This window comes from Nocardia sp. NPDC049526 (genome assembly GCF_044465765.1).
Taxonomy (GTDB): domain Bacteria; phylum Actinomycetota; class Actinomycetes; order Mycobacteriales; family Mycobacteriaceae; genus Nocardia.
Map to the genome: position 1 here is coordinate 280714 of NZ_JBITMA010000004.1, position 21608 is coordinate 302321.

Sequence of the window (21608 nt, forward strand, 5' to 3'; positions counted from 1 at the left end):
GGCGGGTGCCTCAACATGAAGGAAGGCCCCGCACCAACGGTGCGAGGCCTTGCCTCGTCGTACGCCGTCACAGCGGCGTCCGCGCGGTCGAAACTATCGACCGAGACAGCGCTATCAGCCGCCGAACGAACCCGTCCACAGGGTGTTGAAAATACCGTGCAGAGCAGCGCTACCGGTGGAGAACAGGCCGTCCAGAGCCGCGGAACCGGTGTCGATGATAACGGGGATCATGAAATTTCCTCTTCGTCGAAAACAAATCCAGTCGAACTGGCTGACACATGGCACATCGGGGCATGCACAAATACGGTTACGGAATTCTGGCGGATTGTGACGCAGACTACATATTGCAATTCATTGTGATCTGGACAACCGACCAGCACATCTCTGATCAGGCCATATGCTCATAAATGCAGGTCGGGAGCGCCTTTTCGAGCTGTAATTAGCTCCGCAAAGGAAGATTTCTGAGAGATCTCTGAAAAAATATGCGACACGACCTGAGATCTATCCGAGATAGGCCTTCCGGAACCCGGCAACTTTCGGACACAGCAGACCGGCACTGCCGCGATATCGCGAGTCAGCGGTATTAGTCGGCGCGATACATCAGATACGGGCGCGCCAAGATCAGCGCGACGGCAAGCATGGCGCTACCGAAATACACCGGGAGCAGATGGACGAACGCGGTGTAGTGGATGAAGAAGTGGATGACCAGCGCACCGGCCGAACCGGCGACGGCCGCACCGAGCAGCGCCCACCACACCCATGCCTCGCCCTGTCGCCAACCCCACAGTCCGAGCAGCACGATCGCCACCGCCGTCGCCATCAGCGCGCCGCCGAACCCGGCCCGGTCATGAGCGATGAACGGCAGCAGGTGCGCGTTGGCGGCTTCCAGCGTGGCGGCATCGGTGTGCATGAACTCGAGATCAGTCGGCACGAATACGAAGGTGAGTCCGACGGTCGAGATGACGACGCCGCCGATGAATACGCCCACCCCGGTCGCGACCAGCAGCAGCTGGCCCACCAGCGCGCGCCGCCTGATCCACTCGGGACACTCCGGCGGCACCGTCCAATGTGGCGTGGTCGGCTTGCGCCACACCGCGAGCAGGAACATCGGGAACAGCACCGCCGCCGCGGTGACGTGCAGTGGCTCGACGAAGCCGATCGCCAGGAAGTAGAACAGCGTCGGAAATCCGATCAGCCCGGAGAGCAGATACGCGTCGCGAGCCCAGACGCGCCCCAGCCGTATGCCGCCCCAGGCCAGGCCGGCGTACAGCACGCCGATGGCGATCATATTGCCCGCCATGGTGATTCGATCATGCTGCAGGAAATGCACCAGGTGGTGGTTGATTTCGTGCAGTCCGTCCACATCCGTGCCGAGGTAGTCGCGGTCGTACCAGAGCAGCACGGGCCCCAAAGTGATTGCCGCCGCCCCGATTCCGGCGACAATCATGCCGATGCCGACCAGCAGGCCCCAGCACCACGCAGGCCACCGACGTGGGTCCAGCGGAACGTCGCGCAGGGTCGGCGGCGGCAGAGCGGTCGGTTGCGCGGCCTCGATGACACGGTTGAACCAGCTGGGTCCGGCGGCGATCAGCACCGCCGGAGTCGCGAGCACGATGGCGGCGGAGTCGGCCAGGGCCGTCACCGCGGCGGCGATATCGGGTTCGGTCAGATAGTGCCGATCGGCGGGTTCGCCGACGATCACCTGATCGACGTGCGGCTCGAGTTCCGCGCCCACCTCCGGGTCGTCGACCAGCGCGATGACCCGGCACCGGCGATCGAGGACGGCGGCACGCACTGCCGCGATATCGTCCCGGCCCACCGGCCCGACCTCGATGATTGCAGCGCCCTGCACCGGCAGCACCCGGATGGCATGCCGCACGACCTCGACCGGAACCCGCGCGCCGAATCGCTGGGCCCATTCGGCGGGCAACTGCGGGTGGGCGAAAACGCGCTCGATCGCTCGCCCGCCACCCGGCAATGCGATCAAACCCGACAGCAACCGCAAGGCCAATAGTTGTGCGCGACGCTCCCCGACCAGGGCATTCGCCATCGGGCGCAGCGGGTGATAAGTCCAGTCCGGCACGACGCTCATCGTCACACACCCTCAGTCGTCGCGGCAGTACGAAAACGGCTGGTCCGCTTGGTCCCGGCCGAATTATTCGCTGCGGCCCGCGATGGCCTTGCGTTGGCTGCGTGAACATCCCGATGCGGCAGTGGCGCCGATGCATCTGGCATCGCTGCTGGAGCAGTGCGAGTTGCCCGGCGAGCTGGTTTCGGCGATCGCCGAGCTGACCGAGCTGAAGTCGCGCACCCGTGAAATGGGTAGCGGCGCGGTGCCGGCCCCGATCGAGGAGTTCATCGCGGCCGAATTCGACCGTGCGACAGATGCTTTCCCGAAGACGCGCGACCGGGACACGGATCGGGCTCGCGCGGTGACCGCCGGCTTCTTCCGCAAGGAAGTCCTGGCGGCCGAAGAAGGGCGGTAGCGCGGGCGGATCAGCTCTGCGTCACTCGGCGACCGCGGCGGCATATGCGCGCGCCAACCGGTCGGTGGCGGTCGGTGCGTCCGGATCGGGACGCGGAGTCCCGAGGTGCGACTCGCGCAGTTCGTCCATGAACTCGGCCCAGAGCTGTGGCCCGCCCTCCTCGAGGAGTTCGGCGCGTACGCGCAGGCGTTTCGTCGTCGGGCGATGCCGCAGCCCCCACGCGCCCAACTGCGCCATGATCGGCACCAGTTGAATCGCGGGCTCGGTGAGCCGGTACTCGGCCTTCTGACCGGGCCGGGTGTCCTCGCGACTGAGCAGCCCGGCCGCAACGAGGCGCTTGAGCCGGTCGGACAGGATATTGGACGCGATCCCCTCCTCCGATCCGGCGAGCAGCTCGCGGAAGTGGCGGCGATTGCCGAACATCACGTCGCGCAGGACCAGCAGCGTCCATCGATCGCCGATCACCTCGATGGTCGCGTTGATCGGGCAGCCCGAACGTCCCTCGTCGCGCATGCGGCGCTCCTTCCGTGGAAATTTCTGCTTGCATTCTACAACCAGTTGCCCTTAGGCTGTCCACAAGCGATTGCAAAATGCAATCAGATCGAGAAGAGAGAATCATGGCCAAGTTGCGCGTACACAACATCGCGATATCGCTCGACGGCTACATCGCCGGACCGAATCAGGGACCCGAGAATCCGCTCGGCGAGGGCGGGCTGCGGCTGCACGACTGGGTGTGGGCCACGCGCTACGGACACCAGATGGACGGCGCGGACACCGGCGAGACCGGCGTGGACAACGATTTCCTGGTCGCGGGCGATGCCGGTATCGGCGCAACGATCATGGGGCGCAACATGTTCGGCCCGATCCGCGGCCCGTGGGCCGATCACGAATGGCAGGGTTGGTGGGGCGACAACCCGCCCTACCACCACGACACTTTCGTGATGACCCATCACACGCGACCATCGCTGCCGATGACGGGTGGCACAACGTTCCATTTCGTGAACGAAACGCCGGAAGAGGTTCTGCGCCAAGCCTGCAAGGCCGCGGACGGTCAGGATGTACGACTCGCGGGCGGCTCATCGGCGATCCGGCAGTTCCTGCGCGCCGGTTTGGTGGACGAGATGCATCTCGCGGTAGTCCCGATTCTGCTCGGCGCGGGCGAGCGGCTCTACGACGATCTCGGCGCCCTGCCGGGCTACCAGATCAGCTCGGTGGCGCACTCCCCCGCGGTCACCCACGTCACCTTCACCAAGGCCGCCTGAATATCCCCCGAAACGACGAGAGGCCCGCACCCCCTGCCGGGTGCGAGCCTCCTAAGTCACGCTTGATCAGATAGCGCGGACGTCCTGGGCCTGCGGACCCTTCTGGCCCTGGCCGATCTCGAACTCCACGCGCTGGCCCTCTTCGAGGGACCGGAAACCCGAGCCGGAAACGGCCGAGTAATGCACGAAGACGTCAGGGCCGCCTCCGTCTTGAGCGATAAAGCCGAAGCCCTTCTCGCTGTTGAACCACTTCACACTGCCTTGAGCCATGTTCTTTACTTCTTACTTCCTGTTGATGAGCCGAGCAGATCACTTCGATAAGCCCGATCTCTCGATCAACAATGCCATCATCCGACGAATTCGGCCACATCCAGCAGTGGCAACTGTGAGCAAGCCGACGTTGGCGCAGCGCCGCGGCGGCGGACGCAACACCGGTTGCGAAGGGCTGGCTATCCTGAGCATAAAGCGTTCGCGGCGCATAGATCGGCCGGTCAGCGCACACTTTCGGCTATCCGCGCGGACACCGCCGGAATCCCAGCAACCACACCGGACACGGACGTCGGACCGAAGCTAAGAATTCGTAAAGAAAATACGCGACTTCGGACTCGAATGTGCACTAAGTGGTCGGTTTTCAGTTATGCGACCGTGACCAAGTGTGACACGCGATCGTCATATTGATGGAATTTCACGCCCGACTACTCCGCTGATTCGGCTCTGTCCAGGTAACGCACCTGCGCCGCCTTGGCCTCGTCGTACGCCGCGCGGCCCGCCAAGTGCTCCGGCACACCGACCTCCCACCACGCGCCCGCATCGGTCCAGGCGGACGGCTGGGTGCGCACGATCACTACGGCCGGACGGGATTCGCTCAATGCCGCTGCCCTGGCCCGCGAGTATGCGCCGCGGAACTCGGTCAGGTCGGTCGCGGTGAATACCGCGCAGCCCAATGATCTTGCGTGGCTTGCGAAGTCGACACGGGGCGGTTGTGGGTGGTTGGTGCGGCAGTCGGCGTAGAAGTTGTTGAAAGGGTCACCGCCCTGCCCCTCCTGGAGCCGGGCGATCACCGCGTAGCCGTCGTTATCGCAGACGACCGCGACGAATCGGTGGCCCGCGAAGGCAGCGGAGAACAGTTCGGAGTTGAGCATCAGATAGGAGCCGTCGCCGAGCATGGTGGTGACCAGGCCGTGCACATGCGCCATGGCCGCACCCCAGGCGCCCGCGAGTTCATAACCCATGCAGGAGAATCCGTACTCGACGTCCATGGTGGGCACGGTGCCGGTGGCCCGCCAGCCGCCGATCAACTCGCCGGGCATACCGCCCGCAGCAGTCATGACGTAGTCGTCCGGTGCGCTCAATTCGTTGACGACGCCGACGATTTGGGCGTAACTCGGGGTACCCGGTGTCGGCGCGCGCAGCTTGTCGATGTGGGCGTCCCAGGTGGTGCGAAGCCCTTCCGCACGGTCGGACCATGCGGCATCCACCTGCCAATTGACCAGGAGCGCAGCCAATTCCGACACCGACACGGCGGCATCACCCACGACCGCGAGCGCGCCGTGCTTCACCGCGTCGAACCGGGCCGTGTTGATGGTGATCAACCGTACGTCGGGCGCGAAGACGGTCCAGGACGCAGTGGTGAAGTCCTGTAATCGGGTGCCGATGGCCAACACCAGATCCGCCTGTGCGGCTGCGGCATTGGCGGATGCGGAGCCGGTTACGCCGAGCGGACCGGCATACAACCGGTGGTCGTGCGGTACGAGGGTGCGGCCAGCGGTCGTCTCGGCTATCGGAATCTCGTGCCGCTCCGCGAATTCCAGTACCAGCCGACCCGCACCCGAATAACGCACACCGCCGCCGAGGACCAGCAGCGGACGTCGGGCCGATCGCAGTGCCCGTGCCGCCTCGGCCACGACCCGCGAGTCGGGGCGCGAACGCGTGATTCGGTGTACGACCGGCTCGAACAGGGCAGCGGGGAAATCGTAGGTCTCGGCCTGGACATCCTGTGGCAGTGCCAGTGTCACCGGGCCCACATCGGCCGGATCGGTCAGTACCCGGGCCGCCTGGGGCAGGGTTGCGATGAGTTGTTCCGGGCGGGTGATGCGGTCGAAGTAGCGGCTCACCGCGCGGAATGCATCGTTGACGGTAATGGTCGGGTCGCCGAAGTGTTCGACCTGTTGCAGCACCGGATCCGGCGCGCGACTGCTGAAGGTATCCCCGGGAAGCAGCAGCAGCGGAAGACGATTCGCATGGGCGACGCCGGCGGCGGTCACCATATTCAGCGCGCCGGGCCCGATCGAGGACGTCGCGATTCCGACCTGACGGCGGTGGGTCGCCTTGGCCAGGCCGATGGCCGCCAGTGCCATCCCCTGTTCGGTATGCCCGCGCCAGACCGGAATTTCATCACGACGCTCGGACAACGCGGTGCCGAGGCCGAGCACATTGCCGTGCCCGAATATCGCGAAAGCGGCTGGGAACAACGGTACTTCACGCCCGTCGAAGGTCTCCGAATGCTGGGCGACCAGCCAGCCGACCAGGGCCTGCGCCGTAGTCAGCTTCACGGCGTCACCACGCGCTGCAATTCGTGCTGCAGCGCGTCCAATTCGGCGCCGCCGGCCATTTGCCGTGTGAGCTCCGGCAGGTCGATCTCCGACTTCTCGTACGAGCCGAGCATCGCACCGCGTTTGAGCAGCAGGAAGCGGTCGCCGACCGGATATGCGTGGTGCGGGTTGTGGGTGATCAGAATGACCCCGAGCCCGCGATCTCGCGCCTGCACGACGTATTTCAGTACGACACCGGCCTGTTTCACGCCCAGGGCTGCGGTCGGTTCGTCGAGGATGAGCACTCTGGCCCCGTAGTGCACCGCCTTGGCGATCGCGATGCACTGGCGTTGCCCACCCGACAGTGTGCCGACCGGCTGTTCCATATCGCGGATCTCGATCCCCATGTCCGCCAGTGCCTCCCGTGCGATTTCGCGGCCCTTACGTCGGTCGAGCAGTCGCAGCGGACCGTATCCGACGGTCGGTTCGGAGCCGAGTACGAAGTTGCGCCAGACACTCATCAGCGGCACCACCGCGAGATCCTGGTAGACGGTCGCGATGCCGTGGTCCAAAGCCGCACGGGGCGAGGACAATCGAGTCGGCAGGCCGTCCAGCTTCAGTTTCCCGCGATCGTGCTGATGCACGCCGGCGAGAATCTTGATCAGCGTCGACTTGCCCGCACCGTTGTCGCCGAGGACGCAGGTGACCTGTCCCGCATTCACCACGGTCGAGACGTCGCGCAGTGCGACGACACCGCCGTAGCTCTTGCCGATGTCGATCGCTTCGATCAAGGGTTGCCCACCCGTCACCCGACCACCACCCCTCATCGAATCGCTAGGCGATGCTTTGTTCATCGGCGTACCCTTTCGGCTCGCTTCTTGAATATGTTGTTGACCAACACCGCGGCCAGCAGCAGCACGCCGAGGAACAGCATGAACCAGTCGCTGTCCCATCCGGCGAAGACGATGCCCTGCCGCGCCATGCCGAAGATCAGCGCACCGATCGCGGCGCCGATCGCCGAACCAAATCCGCCGGTCAGCAGGCAGCCGCCGACCACGGCCGCGATGATGTAGTGCAGTTCCAGCCCGACGCCCTGATTCGCCTGCACGCTGGAAAACCGGAGGATGCTGCAGGATCCGACGACCCATCCGGCGAAGGCAGTGGTCATGAAGAGCACGATCTTCGTCCGATCGGCCGGGACGCCGACGGCCCGCGCGCTCGGCAGCGCACCGCCCACCGCGAAGATCCAGTTGCCGAACTTGGTGCGCACCAAGACAAGTGCGGCGATCGCGGTGAGCACCACCCACCATACGACCGATGCCTGCAGGTGCGTATCGCCGATATCGAGTGTCGAGGCGAAGACCCAGCCTGCCGAGGTGTACCCGTCGGCGCTGCGAATACCCGACACCTGAACGGTTCCGGTGACCAGGCGGGTCACGCCGAGATCGAGGCCTTGCAGCGCAAGGAAAGTGCCGAGAGTGACGATGAAACTCGGCAACCCCGTTCGCATCACGAGCCAGCCGTTGAACGCACCGACCGTGAGCGCGAACAGCAGCGAAACCAAGAGCGCGAGCCAGACATTCCAACCCGCGTGCACCGCGAGCAATGCGGTGACCAGTGCGGTGGAAGCGGTCATGACACCGGCAGACAGGTCGAATTCGCCGCCGATCATCAGTAGCGCCACCGCGACCGCCATGATGCCGAGCGTGGACGAATCGTCCAGCCAGGTCGCGATGCCGAGCGGGCTGAGGAAGCGGTCGGTAATGATCGAGAAAAGCGCGAAGACGAGCGCGGCACCCAGCAGCGCGCCGATCTCCGGTCGCACCACCATCCGCTGGAAGAGCGACGGTCCGTCCGGCGGAGTGCTCGGAGTGACCTCGGAAGGTTTTGTGGCAATAGTCATTTCATCCACTCCCTCAGCGCATGCCCAGTGCCACGCGGGCCGCCACGGCCTCGACATTGTTCTTGTCGACGAAGGCGGGACCCGTCTGCACCGGTGCGCCACCACCGACCGAGTTCAGATTCGTCCGATACAGCTGCAGCAGGACAATCGGCAGATAGCCCTGCTCGTACTGCTGCTGGTCCACGGCGAACAGCAGCTTGCCCGCCCGAATCGCCTCGACCACATCGGTATTCAGGTCGAAGGTCGCGACCGTCGCGGACGACTGCGATTCCTTCACCCCGTCCACCGCGCGGGCGGCGACCTGTGAATTCAGCGTCAGCACGGCGTCGATGGACCTATCCGCCTCCAATGCGCCCTTGATGCGGGACTGGGCGTCGGTGGGATTGTTGATATCCACCTGCAACGTGGTGCCGTTGCCGAAGGCCTTGGTCGCGCCGTCACAGCGCTGATTGGCACCGATATTGCCCGCCTCGTGGATCACGCAGAGCAGCTTCTTGCGGCCGGCGTCGGCGAGGCGCTTACCCGCGGACTGTCCAGCCAACGTTTCGCTTTGTCCCACATGGCCGATCGCACCGAATTCGGCGCTCTCGCTCTCGCCCGAATTGATGGTCACCACCGGAATGCCCGCCGCGACGGCTTTTTCGATCGAGGGCCGCAATGCCTCCGGGTTCGCCATTGATACGACGAGACCGTCCACGCCCTGCGCGACAGCGTTATCGATGAGTTTGGCCTGCTGGCCGGGATCGCCCGAGGAGTTGTATTCGACGCGGACACCGAGGTCCTTGCCCGCTGCCTCCGCGCCGTTCTTGACGACATTCCAGAAGGCGTCGCCGGGGCTGCCGTGGGTCACCACCGCGACGGAGCCCAATTTGCCCTGGGCGACCGGGGATTGGGTCGGTGCCGGAACATCCGCACCCGGCCCGGTGCACGCGGCGAGGAGGCTGGCCGCGGCCAGCCACGGCAGCACGCGGCGGGATCGCCGCCACCATGCCGTGCGTACTTCGAGCGACATCGTTGTCATCACTTCCCATCTAGATTCGGGCCCAAGGGGATCGGGGTGAGCCCAGCGCGGCATCTATGCCCGCGAGGTGGATCAGACTGCGGGCGGCGTCGCGGCTCGGCTGTTCTGCCGAATCGCCGGGACGCAATGCCGTGTCCTGTTCGATGACATACCAGCCGCGGTAGCCTGCGGCGTGCACGCTGCGCACCAGGGCCTCGATGTCGATATCGCCCTCGCCGAGCGGAACGTAGATGCCGCGGCGGACGGCGTCGCTGTATTCCATTGCGCCGCTGCGCACTCGGTCGGCGATGGCGTTGCGCACATCCTTGAGGTGGATATGTCCGATGCGTTCTGGATAGCGCGTTGCGAGGCGCACCGGATCGGTGCCGCCGATGAGCAGGTGGCCGGTATCCAGGCAGAGGTCGAGATCGGAATCGGCGAGGAACCTGTCGACTTCGGCTTCGCTCTCGACGAGGGTGCCGACGTGGGGATGCAGGGTGGTGCGCAGTCCGAATTCGGCGGCGACATTCCGGATGGCGGCGGCGGTTTCGATCAGGGTCCGCCACTCTTCGTCGGAAAGCGCTCGGCGCGTGTCGTATCCGGCCAGGCCGGTCGCGGCCGCGAGGACGATCACCTCCGCGCCCGTCGCGGCGAACAGCGCGGCGTTCTCGCGGGCGGTCTCGATTGCCCGCTCGGCGTCGCGGTGCAGCGGGAGGGCCAGAAAGCCACCGACCGAGGTGATGTCGAAATCATCTAGCAGCGAGCGCAATTCGGCTGGGTTCTGCGGTAGGTAGCCGGGTGGGCCCAGTTCCGTCGCGGAGATGCCGAGGGCGGCCATCTCGGTGAGGACGGTCCGCGCATCGAGCACATGACCCCAGCCGGGAACTTCGCAGACTCCCCAGGAGATCGGTGCGGCCGCGATGCGCAGCGGATAGCGAGGTTGGGTCATCCGGGCTCTCCGACCTTCGGTGTCGATCGACGTATGGCGCTATTGGAGCGCTCCAACTATGTAACGCAGGTCATACTGTGTCAAGTACTGCATCGGTCGCTGTTTTATCGCCGCTACCTGCGATAATTGGAACATCCAGCGGAAATACCTGCGCTCGCGCTGGGAAAAATGTCGGATTAGAGCGCTCTATTGAATAGCCCTGGCCGACCTTGTAACGTCCGACACTGCAGAGCACGGTGGATGCGGAACGGAGGCGATATGGCGCGACCGACCATGGAGGATGTCGCCGCCCGCGCCGGTGTGTCCCGCGCGCTGGTCTCCCTCGTCATGCGCAACTCCCCCAAGGTCAGCGAACATCGTCGCCGCGCGGTGCTGGCAGCCGCGAAGGATCTGGGCTATCAGCCGCACATCATGGCTCGGTCGCTGGCCAGCCGGACCTCGAACATCATCGGCGTCATGGTCTCCGACCTGCGCAATGCGTTCTTCGCAGATGTGGTGGACGGTATGGACGCAGCCGCTCAGCACGCGGGCGTGGAGTTGATCCTCAATACCGGACGCCGCAGTGCCGCCCGTGAGCGCACCGCACTGGAGAGCCTGCTGTCCTTCCACCCTGGCGGCATCATCCTGCTCTCACCCGTACTGCCGGTGGCGGCCATCCGCAACGCCGCCGAGAAGTGCCCGATCGTGCTCATTTCGCGCAGTTCGACCATTGCCGACGTCGATACCGTCAATGACGATGGCGAGCTCGGCGCCGCACTCGCCGTGGATCATCTGGTCTCGCTCGGCCACCGCCGGATCGTGCATCTCGACGGCGGCGGAGCCTTCACTTCGGCCTCGCGCCGTCGCGGCTACCGCGCCGCGATGGCGCGAAATGGGTTGGAGCCCATGATCATTGCCAGCGAGCACACCGACTCCGGGGGTATCGCCGCAGTCCAGAAGCTGCTGAACCTGTTCTCCCGCGACAACTTTCCCACCGCACTGGTGTGCGGCAACGACTTCAACGCCGTCGGTGCGATGTCGGCACTGGAAGAGGCCGAACTTTCGGTGCCGCGAGATGTTTCGGTCGTCGGCTACGACAACACCTCACTGGCCGCGCTGCGCCATATTTCCTTGACCACCATCGATCAGCCGCGAATTCAGATGGGCCGCTTGGCAATCGAAGCGCTCGTCGAACGGCTGCGCGACGGTCGCACCGAAGCCGTGCGCCGCCGTCTGGAACCCGCCCTGGTTGTGCGCGCGACGACCGCGGCGCCACGCGACTGAACCGCTATTTCGCCAGAAGGAGAGCCGATGACATCTGCACTCACCGTGGGCCTGGCCGGCGTCGGCCGCATTGGCACCTCCCATGCCGAAACGCTCACACACCTTCCCGGTGTCGACACCGTCATCGTCGCGGACGCCGACGCCGAACGCGCCCGAGCCGCCGCGGGAAAGCTCGGCGTTCAAGCCGTCTCCGATATAGATGCCTTACTCGCCGCACCCCTCGACGGCCTTGTGATCGCGACCGCCACCGACTCCCACCCCGAACTCATCATCCGCGCCGTCGACGCGGGCATCCCCGTCTTCTGCGAAAAGCCGGTAGCCGCCGACATCCAAGGCACCCTCTCCGTCATCGACCACATCCAAAACTCCACCGTCCCAGTCCAAATCGGCTTCCAACGACGCTTCGACGCCGGCTACCGCGCCGCCCGGGATGCCATCGTCTCCGGTTCACTCGGCTGGCTACACACCCTGCGCGCCACGACCCTCGACCCCACACCCCCACCGGCCGAATACATCCCCCGCTCCGGAGGTTTGTTCCGGGACTGTGGGGTCCACGATTTCGACATCATCCGGTGGGTGACGGGGCGCGAGGTAGTGGAGATCTACGCAACCGGAGCCAACCGCGGCGAACAATTCTTCGCCGACGCGGGCGATGTGGACACCGCAGCGGTGCTGCTGCGCCTGGACGACGGCGCTCTGGCCACAGTCTCCCTCGGCCGCTACAACGGCGCAGGCTATGACGTCCGACTAGAAGCCCTCGGCTCCCGCGGCAACGCCATCGTCGGACTCGACGACCGGTCACCGTTGACTTCCGTCGAACCCGACTATGCACCTTCGCCATACCCCGCCTACCCCGGCTTCATGGAACGCTTCCGTCGGGCCTACACCGACGAACTCGCGGCGTTCCTCTCCGTGCTATCCGGCGAACTCGCCAACCCCTGCACACCCGCCGACGCACTCGAGGCGTTCTATATCGCTGAGGCATGCGAACTTTCACGACACAAAAATCGGCCAGTTGCCCTGACCGAAGTCCGCCGCTGACCGACCCGCCTCGGTACCAGCCGCACCAGGTCCCAGCCAACTGGACCGACGATCACGGGGAATCCATGGCGGCATCGCCCGAGTAGGACCGCCACCAGTTCCCCATGATCTTGATCCGGCGAGGCGCTCGGGCGGTGACCTCGCCAAGAGGTGCTGCGGCAATACCGTTCTCGGCCTGGTCGCGTGTAATTCGGTGCTTCTGCGACGGTGGCCGTCGTGGGCTCAGGGCTCAGGGCCGAGCGGCCACCGCTACCCCCATCCGATGAGGAGGACCCCGCAGCAGAAGAAGCAGCTCAGCTATGCCAAAGACCGCCGAAACACGTACGGCGAGAACGACAAGGCCTCCCGCAAAAACCTCCCCCGCAAGCGCGCCCGAGCCCACCGCGCCAACCGCCACTTCGACGCCCAAACTCTGTTGAAGTCAATTGGTCCGGTAGACCCCTCCCTCGCCGACGTTGCCGAACAACAGGTCAGGAACCACCGCCGCCGCGCGTGCCGTAAATGGCCGGACACACCACTCGGCGAGTACGTGAAATGGAAACTGGCCAAACGCATTACACAAACCGAGCGGTAGACGACTCCCGCGTCGATCCGGCACACCGTACCGCGACCACCTGATTCGAATCCTCGTACACGATCTCCCCTGGCGCATCGGAATCCAACCGCACCCACCCCACCCCATGCGCGTCAAGGATCGCGAGATACCCCTCCACCCGCCCGATCATCCCCACAGCCGCCGCCTTGAACCACGACGCCGCTCCCGGGTGAACAGCACGGTCGTAAACCCCAGGGGCCACCCCACTCGGATCAACAAGGTTCGCGTTGTACCAATCATTGTTTACCCGCCGAAACCGCTCCTGCTCCCCCGTCAACACCCCCGTCCACGCCAACCCATTGACCAGCCCGAACACCCCCGGATACCGCCCATGCCGGTTCGCTTCCGCGGCTTCGAACCGCACAAACCAACGCCCGCTCACGAACCTGTTGTACCGCAAAAGATGTCAGACCCTGCTGCAACACTTCTTGTAGTCAGCGCGACCACCCACTGACCTCTAGAAGCCGGGGGATCTCATGCCATTCGCCGCACTCACCACCATCTCGATCCTCTGCATCACGGCCGCAGTCACCGCCCTGACCGCATCCGTAGTCACCGACTCCCGCGCCACCAAAGCCACCCAAGCCGCCGAGTCCTGCTTCATCGGCGACAACCTCCCCACCGATGCCTACTTCACCACCCGCTCCCACTCCACCCGCCTCTCCCAAATCTCCACCCGCCTAATGACTTCCGGCGTCCTTCTTCTTCTACTAGGAGTAGCCACTCTCGCGTTGGCCGCCTGGCAGCACAAACACGCCAGCATCTAGTGACCCGCGACGGGTATTCTTCCGTGTCGCGGACGCTGATCGGGGTTACTGTTATCGTGTCGGATTTATCCAGGTCGGCATCCGTGTCGCAGATCCAACCGTCTTCGTCGACCCGGCTCAGCCAGCCATAGGACACGCGCTCATAGATCGGAGCGCTATCAGTGGGGGCAATTTCGAGCTTGTGGTGGGTGTCCTCATGGAAGGCGGCCAGCAATGTGCGCACGGACGGTGCGATCGCTTTCCGATGGGACGGAACTATCTCGAACATCCGACCCATGCCTCCAACGGATTCGGCAGGTCCTCCATGTTCATCAGCACAGTCCAGTAGTCATCTCGAAGCGCGTCCCACAGGTCGCCGTGCTTGGGCAGTAACTCCCGAGTGGCCGCCAGATCGGAAGCTGAGCTCTACTCGCCGAATGCGCGCGCTGCGCGGGTACCGGCTTCTTCCACCGATATCCGGCCACTCGCCGACAGTATCCCGATTACGGTCTCCTTCGCGATCTCCACGAGTTCTTCGTCCAATGCTGACTCATCCAATGCTTCGAAGACGACGAACGGAGCCAGGCGGAGCAGTCGCTTTAGGAAGTCCCGCAGAATGTCTCGGTCGGTTAGGCCGTGCAGGTCCATGCGCCGCCACACCCGCAAAATCGACTTGATCAAGTGCGGACTGCCGCCCAAGGCTGCGCGACGCGTATAGATCTGGTCGAATGCCGCTTCGCCGAGTACATCTAGCGCCGAATACGGGTCGGAATCAGATGGGGAATGCACCAGGTGCGCGCGCCACCACATCCGACCGAACACATGACGAGTGAGATCGGAACCGAGTACTCGGTCGCCCGGAGGTTTTGGGTAGCGCCAGTGAGCGACGTCGGGAAGGACGAGCAAGGCCAGAAATGCCCAGACATCGCCGGCAGCAGCTTCGGCAGGAGCGATTCGCATTTCTTTGTGCAATGCGACGGCGAGGGTGAGATCGAAGGACGACTTCTGCCGCGCATCAGGTGGTTCCGGGAAGCCGGATTCCTTTGCCAGGTCGATTATGATGTCGCGAAGATACCGCAACTTGTCGTGGTCGACCCTAGTGCCGCCAGTCGCAACGAACACCGCGGATTCGTCGGTGATGGCCCACCGGCCGTGGAGATCGAGCGGGGTGAGCTCCTTGTATTCGGCCGCAAGTATTTTCGCTCGGTGGCGGAGCAGCCGTGGGTACAGAAATGTCATGCGAGCCCCTCGAAGATCTTTACGGCTGCCTGAAGTTCGGAGGCGAACAGATTCGGTGACTCCTGTGCTGCCAGTCGGATGTCCACTATGGACCGGCCAGGAAAGAGCCGGCCGAATAGTTCCTGCAGTGTTGCCCCCAGGGTCTCGTCAACGAAGTGGGAGTCGTCATCGAATTCGCTCAGACGCAGGGCGTGGTCCACCATTGTGCGAGCTACGTCGGCGTAGAGCGCGGACAGGGCGATTTTGTCTTCCACACGCGGACTGCCTGCGCCTTTGAGGGCTTCGGTAACGACGGACTTCTTTTCATTGACGAGCAGGAGAAGAGAGCCCATTGTCGCCGCGTCGAGGTTGGTGCCGATCTCCAAATGCCACGCGGCGTCACGGGGATAGTTGGTTCGGTCGAAATCAACTATGGCGATGGGGAATTGGGGAGCGTCACCTTGCAGACGAATCTGGCTCCGATCACTCCACAGAACTGAACCACCGCGGCGGGGCGCTACCGGGCGGTCACCGCCGTGTCGACGCCGCGCGAGTACCAGCGCGGTGTCCAACAAAACGACTCCGCCGAGGTCTGCGCCCGGAAGATCGGCTCGCAATTCGACTTCGCCGTTCTCGGGGACCACTGTGCGCATCACTGTTCCCCTGAGTTTCGATCCGGTCGATGTCCATATCGCGGCTAGCGCAAGTTCTGTACTCTGGTCGAGCATCGATTCGGCGAGGGCGCGTCGCAGATCGACTTTGACAGCGCGGCGCAGACGCATTGTTGTTTGATAGTCCCAATAGGGGTAGGACTCCGGCAGTGGCATTTCTTCTCCGTCGACCGAAAGGAGCCAATCACCCGCCTGGACGACGGCTGGCAACGGCTTTTTGTAGGGAAGAACGCGATGGGCCATCAGTTGACCGCCTCTGTGTAGAGCACAATGTCGGTCATGGTGTCGGCTGCAGGCTTCACCACGGCCTTCCAGATCTGGCCGTCGCCACCTTCGATGACGTACGAGGGTACCTGGTGGATCGCGCCGTGCGGGTCCTGCCACCCGACGAGGCCCGGCATATCGGCTCCGGCGGGCGGGTCCATCTCAAGACCACCGTCACTGTTCAGGGCAACAGCTAGATCGGCGGTGACTCGTTGCGGAATGCTGACCGGCACGCGGAAGCGCTGCACCACCACGGCGTGTCCCCACAGTTCATCTAGTTCTGGATCACCGATGTATTCGATCTTCGGGCGGCGCCGCCGTTGCTTGAAAGGTCTTGTGGGCTCGGCAAATGGATCGATGTCGGTCGGGTCGATGACTATTGCAGACCCAGTCGGGTTGGCAGGCTTACCGTCGCCGATACCTGTGATGTCCGGCATCTCCACCTCTTCGACTTCGTCGATTTCTTGCCGTCGACCGCTTGGGCGACGTGCAGGTGAAGGCCGGCTGGGCAGGGCGGTGTCGCCTGGCTTGCCATAGTCGGTGGCCGCGCCGATGCCCCACGCGCCGCCCACGAGTGGAGAAAGTCGTTCGCTGGCGGCCCCGAGAGACACTCGGGCTGCCTCGACCCCGCTACTGCCTCGCGGGCCGAAGTGCGCCTCGATTGCTTCCTTCATGCGTACGAAGGTCATCTTGACGAACGAGTAGTCAGGATGGTCGAGCGACTGGTAGTTCCAGTTGTCGTGGGTCGGTGGCTCAGCCGCTGCATACGCCTCGTCCATTGCGGTATCAGCTCGGAAGACACCCGCATACGCGGCGTACTCGCTCGCGGGCTTGGGTCCGGGCCAATACGTCACCACTAGTTCGGCCGGGCGCATCAGGCAGACGTGATGCACCATCCCGTGTTCGAAGCCCGCCATCTGCTCGGCGTTCGTGGGCTCGAACCGTTGCGCCAGCGACTGGTGCAAGGCAAACCGCCCGAGTAGTTTCTTCGGCCTGCGGCAATGCAGTTCTCGCGCTTCGCTGCCGATCAATTTTCGGTACGCAGAGACGAACAAGCGCAGGGACTTCATCTCCGTAGGTTCCGGCACCTTGTAGTCGATACCATCGCAGGTCACGGAGAACCGCATCGGAACAACGCCGTTGCGATCGGGCATCATCTTCGGCCACAACTGGCACGTAATCGTCTCCGCGAGATATTGGGCTACGGCTGCAGGCTCTGCGCCTTCCAAATCGGGGTCGAGGATGACAATCGTCGTCCCGGTGTCAGCGTCTCCGAACGGTTGCAATCCGAGTTTTCGTGCCATCGCATCGGCCTCGGCGCCGACAAGCGGCTCGATCACGTCCCCGGAAGGGTCTCCCCACCAGTGCCTACCGGTGTAGCGGCGATCGCGGTCAGATTCCTTCGCGTCATAGCTCTTCCACAGCGCCGCGCCCATCAGCCGGGTTTCGTAGCGACCCTCGTACTGGCACCGCGTGTGCACCAAGATCGTGCCCGGTTTCGAGACGAGATACAGGATGCCTTTGCCGAAACCGTATGTGCCGCCGCCTAATGCCTGGTCACGTGGCTCACCGATATTGCGGAGGAATGCAACGAAGTCACGTCGCTGTTCAGTGACCACATCGGCTCGCGTCGGCCCACCGAGCCCCTGGGTTCCTCGGTCCGAGATCGACAACACCCGGATGGCGGGCTGATGTAATGAGTCGCGCAGGGGGAGAACCTGTTTGGAAGGAGCCTGACGTAGCAGATTGTCCCTCCAGGCGGGTGCATCGGCGGCGCTGACTGTCTGTAGATCGATGCGATAGTCCACCGAAATGCCATCACTGCGACGAGCATCCCAGCTGTTTTGCGCCGATTCGCGGATCAGGATCGTCAGGTGATTCAGCTCGGGCTTGCCGAGCTGATTCCTGATTCCCTCTGCGGCACTCGCGCCTTCCGGCGGAAATGGTTGTGAAACCCAGGCAGGCGGCGTCACACATGCTCCTCGATCATCACCCGGATATGTCGTTCTACTTGGCTGTCGTTCATCGGGTCAGGCGTGTCGCCCGAGAGGTCGATCGTGTAATCGACATCGCGCACGTTCGAAGATATCGATGCGGCCGCGAGGTCGATGGTGGTCAGTCGCGGAAACGCGATATCGACGTTGTACCAGCGCTGTTCGCCAACCTCGTATCGAGCGTGACGGTAGTGGTCGTCGTCCGCTTTGCGGTACCCGACCGATGCCAGGTTGTTGAGAACGGCCGCCTCGTCGTCGGAAAGTTCGAGCACACGATCGATCAGGTCGAGGAAGCCGAGTCCCTCACGCGCTGTCGGCTCCAGTCGAAGCCAGATCAGACTCAGTGCGCCGTTGGCAGGAGGCTCCAATTGGTTGAGGCCGTGGATTCGAATCTGGCGACCGTTGGGACTCGTCGAGGTCTTCACTTCAAGAGCGCCCGTGTCAGTCGCGAAATCATGGCGATAGCCGGACGGACCTCGCCACAAGAGATGAGCACTGCTGTCGTGTTCGAGAAGGCGCGCCAGTACGATCAGCTCGCCGAATAGCCCGGCGAGTTTTTCTGGTCCAAGCGGCGGACCGGGGTTCTGGAACAGCGCCCTCCACTGATCGAGGACGCGGTTGAGGACCTTCGATGGATTCTCGGGGGCTGCCTCGGTGGCGATGAGTACATCAGCACACAGCGTTGTGAAGATATCGCTGAGATCCGGACGAAGACAAGCAAGATCGGCGTAGTCGTGTCTTGTCCGGTCGTCATCGAGGGTCCGCTTGTGCAACAGCAGGACCGGACCGTTCAGCCCTCTACGCACGTTCTGATGTGCGCCCACCGGCACGAGAAGGTGCCGGTTGCCCGCACTGTCGAGCGCAGCCGCCAGCGATCCGTTCGGCGTAGGTACCGGTAGCTCGGAGACGATAACGACCGACGACATTGACGGTCGGCGACGTTCGAGGCGACGCCAGTGATCATCCAGAACGTCTCTGATCTCCGACGACATCAGATGTCCTCGGCTTCGAGGGCGCTGAAGTCCTCCTCCTCGATTTCGACGCCGGACAGGTCTGCCGAGATGTAGTTGGCCTCCCACGCCACGGTGCTGTCGTTGTCCTTGGGTGTGGGAAAGACCAGACCGACGCCGATGACGTGCTCAGGCGCATTGAGCGGTTGACGCTTGTTCTTCGACGGCTCGGGTTTCGAAACCTTGTCGATCGGATACAGCACAAGCAGTCCGGCGTCGGGTTGTTGCGCCGTACGAACCTTCTTTATTTCTTCTTCGGTTGTGCTTGTCGTGATTCCCTCGAGGTCGAGGCCTGCGTCACGACGGCTCATCAGCGTCTTGATGTCGGAATGGTCCGGTCCAGAGGCAAATTGAGATCGAACGATCGTTCTGACGCTGATCTGCGGCGCGAAGTCGAACCGCTCGGTACTGTCGTCGACTGGTTTCCCGACCACCGCGATGTTCCAGCGTCGCAATGTTTGTGCGTTTCGGATGCGCTTCTCGATGTATCCGGACATCAGCTTCGCGTCGCAATCCTGCGACCGTTCATGGAACTGGTAATCCCGGAGGAAATCCAAGACGGCGTCACTGGACACATCTCGGATAAGATAACGGCCATCCGCTCCGCTATCCTCCACACTGCCGCCGCGCACAGCCTCGCTCACGAGCGTGCGTGCTGCTGTTTGGTTTTGCAATAGCCACTCGGATTCCAGACGGAAGTACCTGGTTTGGACACGTTGTCCACCGTAGGATGACGACGCTGACACCGCGTCCTTCATTTTTGCGGCTGCTGTGACGCGTAGTGCGGGGTGTGCGCGAAGGCGTACCGCGAAGTTCATCGGTGTCTTGCCCTCGGTCATATAGACATCGATGTCGCGGCGCATCTCGGTCTCGACGGTTGCGAGGTGGCGAAACCAGTCCTCAAGTTCCTCGGTCATCCATATACGTGGCAGGTCGGCGTACCCCTTGCGGTAGCCGAACCAGCGGCCCATCTGCAGCAACGTGTCATATGTGGAGACCGAGCGCACAAAGTAGCTGACAGACAGGCCCTCGAGGGTAAGACCTCGCGACAGTGTGTTGCCGCCCACGGCGATCGCCACTACGGGGCCGTTCTCGTAGTCGAGGCGGTCGGTACTCTCCGAATTGTCCATTACCACGCGGCAATCGCGCAGTACATCCGGCAGTTCCGCTATGAGCTCATCGAACGAGACGGATTGTTCTCCGAACTCGGCAGCCAGCACTCGGGATGCCTCTTCGTCCCACAGCTCGCGCAACTCCCGGTGAACCAGCGAACTCTCAAGGTTACGTCTGGTTTTGGCTCGCAGTGACAGCAGCGGGTCGCGGAATCTGTTGTGGACCACAGTGCGCACACTTGTGTGAATAAGCATGGTGGAGTGCCTATTTCCACCGCCGCGCACTCTACGGGCGGCGGTCGTCAACCAGAAGTACAAGACAGCACGGCGTAGGGTTGCGGTAATCGTCGGGTGGAAGTCGTCGACGTCCGCCCTAGTCTTGGGTCGGACCAGCTCTACGTCGTCTTCCGGGACTGTACGGATCATGTCGTAACCGTCATCGACGTCATTGGGGTCTTCGCCGTCCAGCGCGTATCTGCCGAACAAAACCTCCGTACCAAAATGTCCCTGCGGTTGGGGGAGATTCACGATGAAGTGTTCGGGATATAGATCCTCGGCGGCAGGATTGATCAGCAGGTTCGCGAACGGTGAGGCTGTGTATCCAACATAGGCAGACTTCGGCAAGGTGCTGAGGATCTGCCGAATCAACGGATTTATCGACTTCGTCGCGACGGTCGCCTGATCGGCCTCGTCATCGATAATCAGCGCAGGGCAGTCGGCCAAGTACTCCGACGCATCGGCGAGCCACTTCACCAGTTTGCGCAGCACAGTCGCGTTCTTCTTGACGACACAAAGCACGTGGGTTTTATTCGACTTCCCGAAGTAGCTGGCTGGGTTCGCGGTCGGTCGGAAATCGTGATCCAGGTCAGTGATCTGGGACCACAGCGTGGGGTTCGGCTCCACGAGCTGCTGAACCAAACGGGCTTGGGTTTGTCTGCGAAGGCCGTTGTGAATCCCTGCGAGCACGATGAACAGCTTGTAGCGGCGATCAGCAGCCTTGGCCATCACGGCGGTGAAGTTGGTGGTCTTGCCGGACTGCACGTAACCGACGACTAGGCCGCGTGTCGAGAAGGAGCTCTGCCTCGGATGTTGTAGGAGTGAGACGACCCGCGTCGAAGAATCATCCAGCTGGTCGATGGATGGCTTCGACCAGCCGTCCTTGGCTAGCCCTGCGGTGATCGACGGCCACAGCTTGTCATCGGGATGAGGCCCGGTGTACCAGGTTTCGTAGTTGTCGACCACAACGGAGTGTGGCTCGCGCATCTCCTTGATGCGCACGACTTCCCGCTCGTGACGGTCCACGATGCGCTTGATGACATCATCGGGCATGGAAAACAGGCGGAGCTTCTTGATCGCCTCGGCTGGCGTGTAAGTATCGAGCAACAACCTGAACACATCGAAGAGTTCGTCGTGCTCGTCAATCACATTACTCACCAGCATCTCCCACTGCGCGCTGCCCCGACTTCGACGATGGGAGGTTTGACTCCCCCCGCGTTGCGGGTAACTGTATCGGCCTCATCTGACAGGATTCAGGCAAGTGGACGAAGTGTTACCCCGTTGCAG

The 21608-nt window shown here is 63.3% G+C and carries 19 protein-coding genes; 6 read left to right on the forward strand and 13 right to left on the reverse strand.

The window, feature by feature from the left end; all coding sequences use genetic code 11:
* Positions 1-583: 583 nt before the first annotated feature.
* Positions 584-2083: a hypothetical protein gene (locus tag ACIBW7_RS14920; protein ID WP_397047078.1), complete on the reverse strand. Its 1500-nt coding sequence runs from the start codon at positions 2081-2083 to the stop codon at positions 584-586.
* Between the two features lie 7 nt (positions 2084-2090).
* On the opposite strand from ACIBW7_RS14920, the gene ACIBW7_RS14925 reads away from it, so the two are divergent.
* The gene (locus tag ACIBW7_RS14925; RefSeq protein ID WP_397047079.1) at positions 2091-2486 is read left to right on the forward strand and encodes a DNA polymerase beta superfamily protein; all 396 of its coding nucleotides are present in this window, start codon (positions 2091-2093) and stop codon (positions 2484-2486) included.
* 21 nt (positions 2487-2507) lie between these two features.
* Here ACIBW7_RS14925 and ACIBW7_RS14930 read toward each other — a convergent pair whose 3' ends face one another.
* A complete protein-coding gene (locus ACIBW7_RS14930; RefSeq protein WP_397046780.1) occupies positions 2508-2999 on the reverse strand; it encodes a winged helix-turn-helix transcriptional regulator in 492 nt (163 codons plus the stop codon).
* Positions 3000-3103: 104 nt separating this feature from the next.
* On the opposite strand from ACIBW7_RS14930, the gene ACIBW7_RS14935 reads away from it, so the two are divergent.
* On the forward strand, positions 3104-3748 hold the full coding sequence (locus ACIBW7_RS14935; RefSeq protein WP_397046781.1) for a dihydrofolate reductase family protein: 645 nt from the start codon (positions 3104-3106) through the stop codon (positions 3746-3748).
* Between the two features lie 66 nt (positions 3749-3814).
* Here ACIBW7_RS14935 and ACIBW7_RS14940 read toward each other — a convergent pair whose 3' ends face one another.
* From ACIBW7_RS14940 to ACIBW7_RS14965, 6 genes are all read right to left on the reverse strand, one after another.
* On the reverse strand, positions 3815-4018 hold the full coding sequence (locus ACIBW7_RS14940) for a cold-shock protein (RefSeq protein WP_040693519.1): 204 nt from the start codon (positions 4016-4018) through the stop codon (positions 3815-3817).
* Between the two features lie 425 nt (positions 4019-4443).
* A complete protein-coding gene (iolD, locus tag ACIBW7_RS14945) occupies positions 4444-6300 on the reverse strand; it encodes a 3D-(3,5/4)-trihydroxycyclohexane-1,2-dione acylhydrolase (decyclizing) (protein WP_397046782.1) in 1857 nt (618 codons plus the stop codon).
* Positions 6297-7133: an ATP-binding cassette domain-containing protein gene (locus ACIBW7_RS14950; RefSeq protein WP_397046783.1), complete on the reverse strand. Its 837-nt coding sequence runs from the start codon at positions 7131-7133 to the stop codon at positions 6297-6299. The genes iolD and ACIBW7_RS14950 overlap by 4 nt, the downstream gene beginning before the upstream one ends.
* The gene (locus ACIBW7_RS14955) at positions 7130-8182 is read right to left on the reverse strand and encodes an ABC transporter permease (RefSeq protein ID WP_397046784.1); all 1053 of its coding nucleotides are present in this window, start codon (positions 8180-8182) and stop codon (positions 7130-7132) included. The genes ACIBW7_RS14950 and ACIBW7_RS14955 overlap by 4 nt, the downstream gene beginning before the upstream one ends.
* A gap of 13 nt (positions 8183-8195) precedes the next feature.
* Positions 8196-9203, reverse strand: a complete 1008-nt coding sequence (locus ACIBW7_RS14960; RefSeq protein WP_397046785.1) for a sugar ABC transporter substrate-binding protein — start codon at positions 9201-9203, stop codon at positions 8196-8198.
* 10 nt (positions 9204-9213) lie between these two features.
* Positions 9214-10131 carry a TIM barrel protein gene (locus ACIBW7_RS14965; RefSeq protein ID WP_397046786.1) on the reverse strand — a complete coding sequence of 306 codons (918 nt, stop codon included), beginning with the start codon at positions 10129-10131 and terminating at the stop codon, positions 9214-9216.
* A 258-nt stretch (positions 10132-10389) separates the two neighbouring features.
* Between ACIBW7_RS14965 and ACIBW7_RS14970 the strand changes: the two genes are divergently transcribed.
* The 4 genes from ACIBW7_RS14970 (at position 10390) to ACIBW7_RS14985 (ending at position 13797) form a co-directional block, all read left to right on the forward strand.
* Positions 10390-11394 (forward strand): LacI family DNA-binding transcriptional regulator, encoded by a 1005-nt coding sequence (locus ACIBW7_RS14970; protein ID WP_397046787.1) that lies wholly within the window; start codon positions 10390-10392, stop codon positions 11392-11394.
* A gap of 27 nt (positions 11395-11421) precedes the next feature.
* Positions 11422-12435 (forward strand): Gfo/Idh/MocA family oxidoreductase, encoded by a 1014-nt coding sequence (locus tag ACIBW7_RS14975; RefSeq protein ID WP_397046788.1) that lies wholly within the window; start codon positions 11422-11424, stop codon positions 12433-12435.
* A 262-nt stretch (positions 12436-12697) separates the two neighbouring features.
* Positions 12698-13009 (forward strand): hypothetical protein, encoded by a 312-nt coding sequence (locus ACIBW7_RS14980; RefSeq protein ID WP_397046789.1) that lies wholly within the window; start codon positions 12698-12700, stop codon positions 13007-13009.
* Positions 13010-13506: 497 nt separating this feature from the next.
* Positions 13507-13797: a hypothetical protein gene (locus ACIBW7_RS14985; RefSeq protein ID WP_397046790.1), complete on the forward strand. Its 291-nt coding sequence runs from the start codon at positions 13507-13509 to the stop codon at positions 13795-13797.
* 405 nt (positions 13798-14202) lie between these two features.
* Here the strand turns inward: ACIBW7_RS14985 and ACIBW7_RS14990 are convergent, their stop codons facing one another.
* From ACIBW7_RS14990 to ACIBW7_RS15010, 5 genes are read right to left on the reverse strand one after another with little or no spacing between them, the layout of a single operon-like run.
* Entirely contained in the window at positions 14203-15015 is an 813-nt protein-coding gene (locus tag ACIBW7_RS14990; protein ID WP_397046791.1) for a DUF6339 family protein, read from the reverse strand.
* The gene (locus tag ACIBW7_RS14995; RefSeq protein ID WP_397046792.1) at positions 15012-15908 is read right to left on the reverse strand and encodes a hypothetical protein; all 897 of its coding nucleotides are present in this window, start codon (positions 15906-15908) and stop codon (positions 15012-15014) included. Before ACIBW7_RS14995 ends, ACIBW7_RS14990 begins: the two co-directional genes overlap by 4 nt.
* Positions 15908-17902, reverse strand: coding sequence for a hypothetical protein (locus tag ACIBW7_RS15000; RefSeq protein WP_397046793.1), 1995 nt, complete (start codon positions 17900-17902; stop codon positions 15908-15910). Before ACIBW7_RS15000 ends, ACIBW7_RS14995 begins: the two co-directional genes overlap by 1 nt.
* Positions 17899-18915, reverse strand: a complete 1017-nt coding sequence (locus ACIBW7_RS15005; RefSeq protein ID WP_397046794.1) for a PD-(D/E)XK motif protein — start codon at positions 18913-18915, stop codon at positions 17899-17901. Before ACIBW7_RS15005 ends, ACIBW7_RS15000 begins: the two co-directional genes overlap by 4 nt.
* Positions 18915-21479, reverse strand: coding sequence for a Z1 domain-containing protein (locus ACIBW7_RS15010; protein WP_397046795.1), 2565 nt, complete (start codon positions 21477-21479; stop codon positions 18915-18917). The genes ACIBW7_RS15005 and ACIBW7_RS15010 overlap by 1 nt, the downstream gene beginning before the upstream one ends.
* Between the last annotated feature and the right edge of the window lie 129 nt (positions 21480-21608).

What these genes read in the sequence shown, in the direction of transcription:
- ACIBW7_RS14930 (WP_397046780.1), bottom strand. Translation starts at nt 2,999, where the DNA reads ATGCGCGACGAGGGACGTTCGGGCTGCCCGATCAACGCGACCATCGAG.
- ACIBW7_RS14935 (WP_397046781.1), top strand. Translation starts at nt 3,104, where the DNA reads ATGGCCAAGTTGCGCGTACACAACATCGCGATATCGCTCGACGGCTAC.
- ACIBW7_RS14940 (WP_040693519.1), bottom strand. Translation starts at nt 4,018, where the DNA reads ATGGCTCAAGGCAGTGTGAAGTGGTTCAACAGCGAGAAGGGCTTCGGC.
- ACIBW7_RS14950 (WP_397046783.1), bottom strand. Translation starts at nt 7,133, where the DNA reads ATGAACAAAGCATCGCCTAGCGATTCGATGAGGGGTGGTGGTCGGGTG.
- ACIBW7_RS14955 (WP_397046784.1), bottom strand. Translation starts at nt 8,182, where the DNA reads ATGACTATTGCCACAAAACCTTCCGAGGTCACTCCGAGCACTCCGCCG.
- ACIBW7_RS14960 (WP_397046785.1), bottom strand. Translation starts at nt 9,203, where the DNA reads ATGACAACGATGTCGCTCGAAGTACGCACGGCATGGTGGCGGCGATCC.
- ACIBW7_RS14965 (WP_397046786.1), bottom strand. Translation starts at nt 10,131, where the DNA reads ATGACCCAACCTCGCTATCCGCTGCGCATCGCGGCCGCACCGATCTCC.
- ACIBW7_RS14970 (WP_397046787.1), top strand. Translation starts at nt 10,390, where the DNA reads ATGGCGCGACCGACCATGGAGGATGTCGCCGCCCGCGCCGGTGTGTCC.
- ACIBW7_RS14975 (WP_397046788.1), top strand. Translation starts at nt 11,422, where the DNA reads ATGACATCTGCACTCACCGTGGGCCTGGCCGGCGTCGGCCGCATTGGC.
- ACIBW7_RS14980 (WP_397046789.1), top strand. Translation starts at nt 12,698, where the DNA reads ATGAGGAGGACCCCGCAGCAGAAGAAGCAGCTCAGCTATGCCAAAGAC.
- ACIBW7_RS14985 (WP_397046790.1), top strand. Translation starts at nt 13,507, where the DNA reads ATGCCATTCGCCGCACTCACCACCATCTCGATCCTCTGCATCACGGCC.
- ACIBW7_RS14990 (WP_397046791.1), bottom strand. Translation starts at nt 15,015, where the DNA reads ATGACATTTCTGTACCCACGGCTGCTCCGCCACCGAGCGAAAATACTT.
- ACIBW7_RS14995 (WP_397046792.1), bottom strand. Translation starts at nt 15,908, where the DNA reads ATGGCCCATCGCGTTCTTCCCTACAAAAAGCCGTTGCCAGCCGTCGTC.
- ACIBW7_RS15005 (WP_397046794.1), bottom strand. Translation starts at nt 18,915, where the DNA reads ATGTCGTCGGAGATCAGAGACGTTCTGGATGATCACTGGCGTCGCCTC.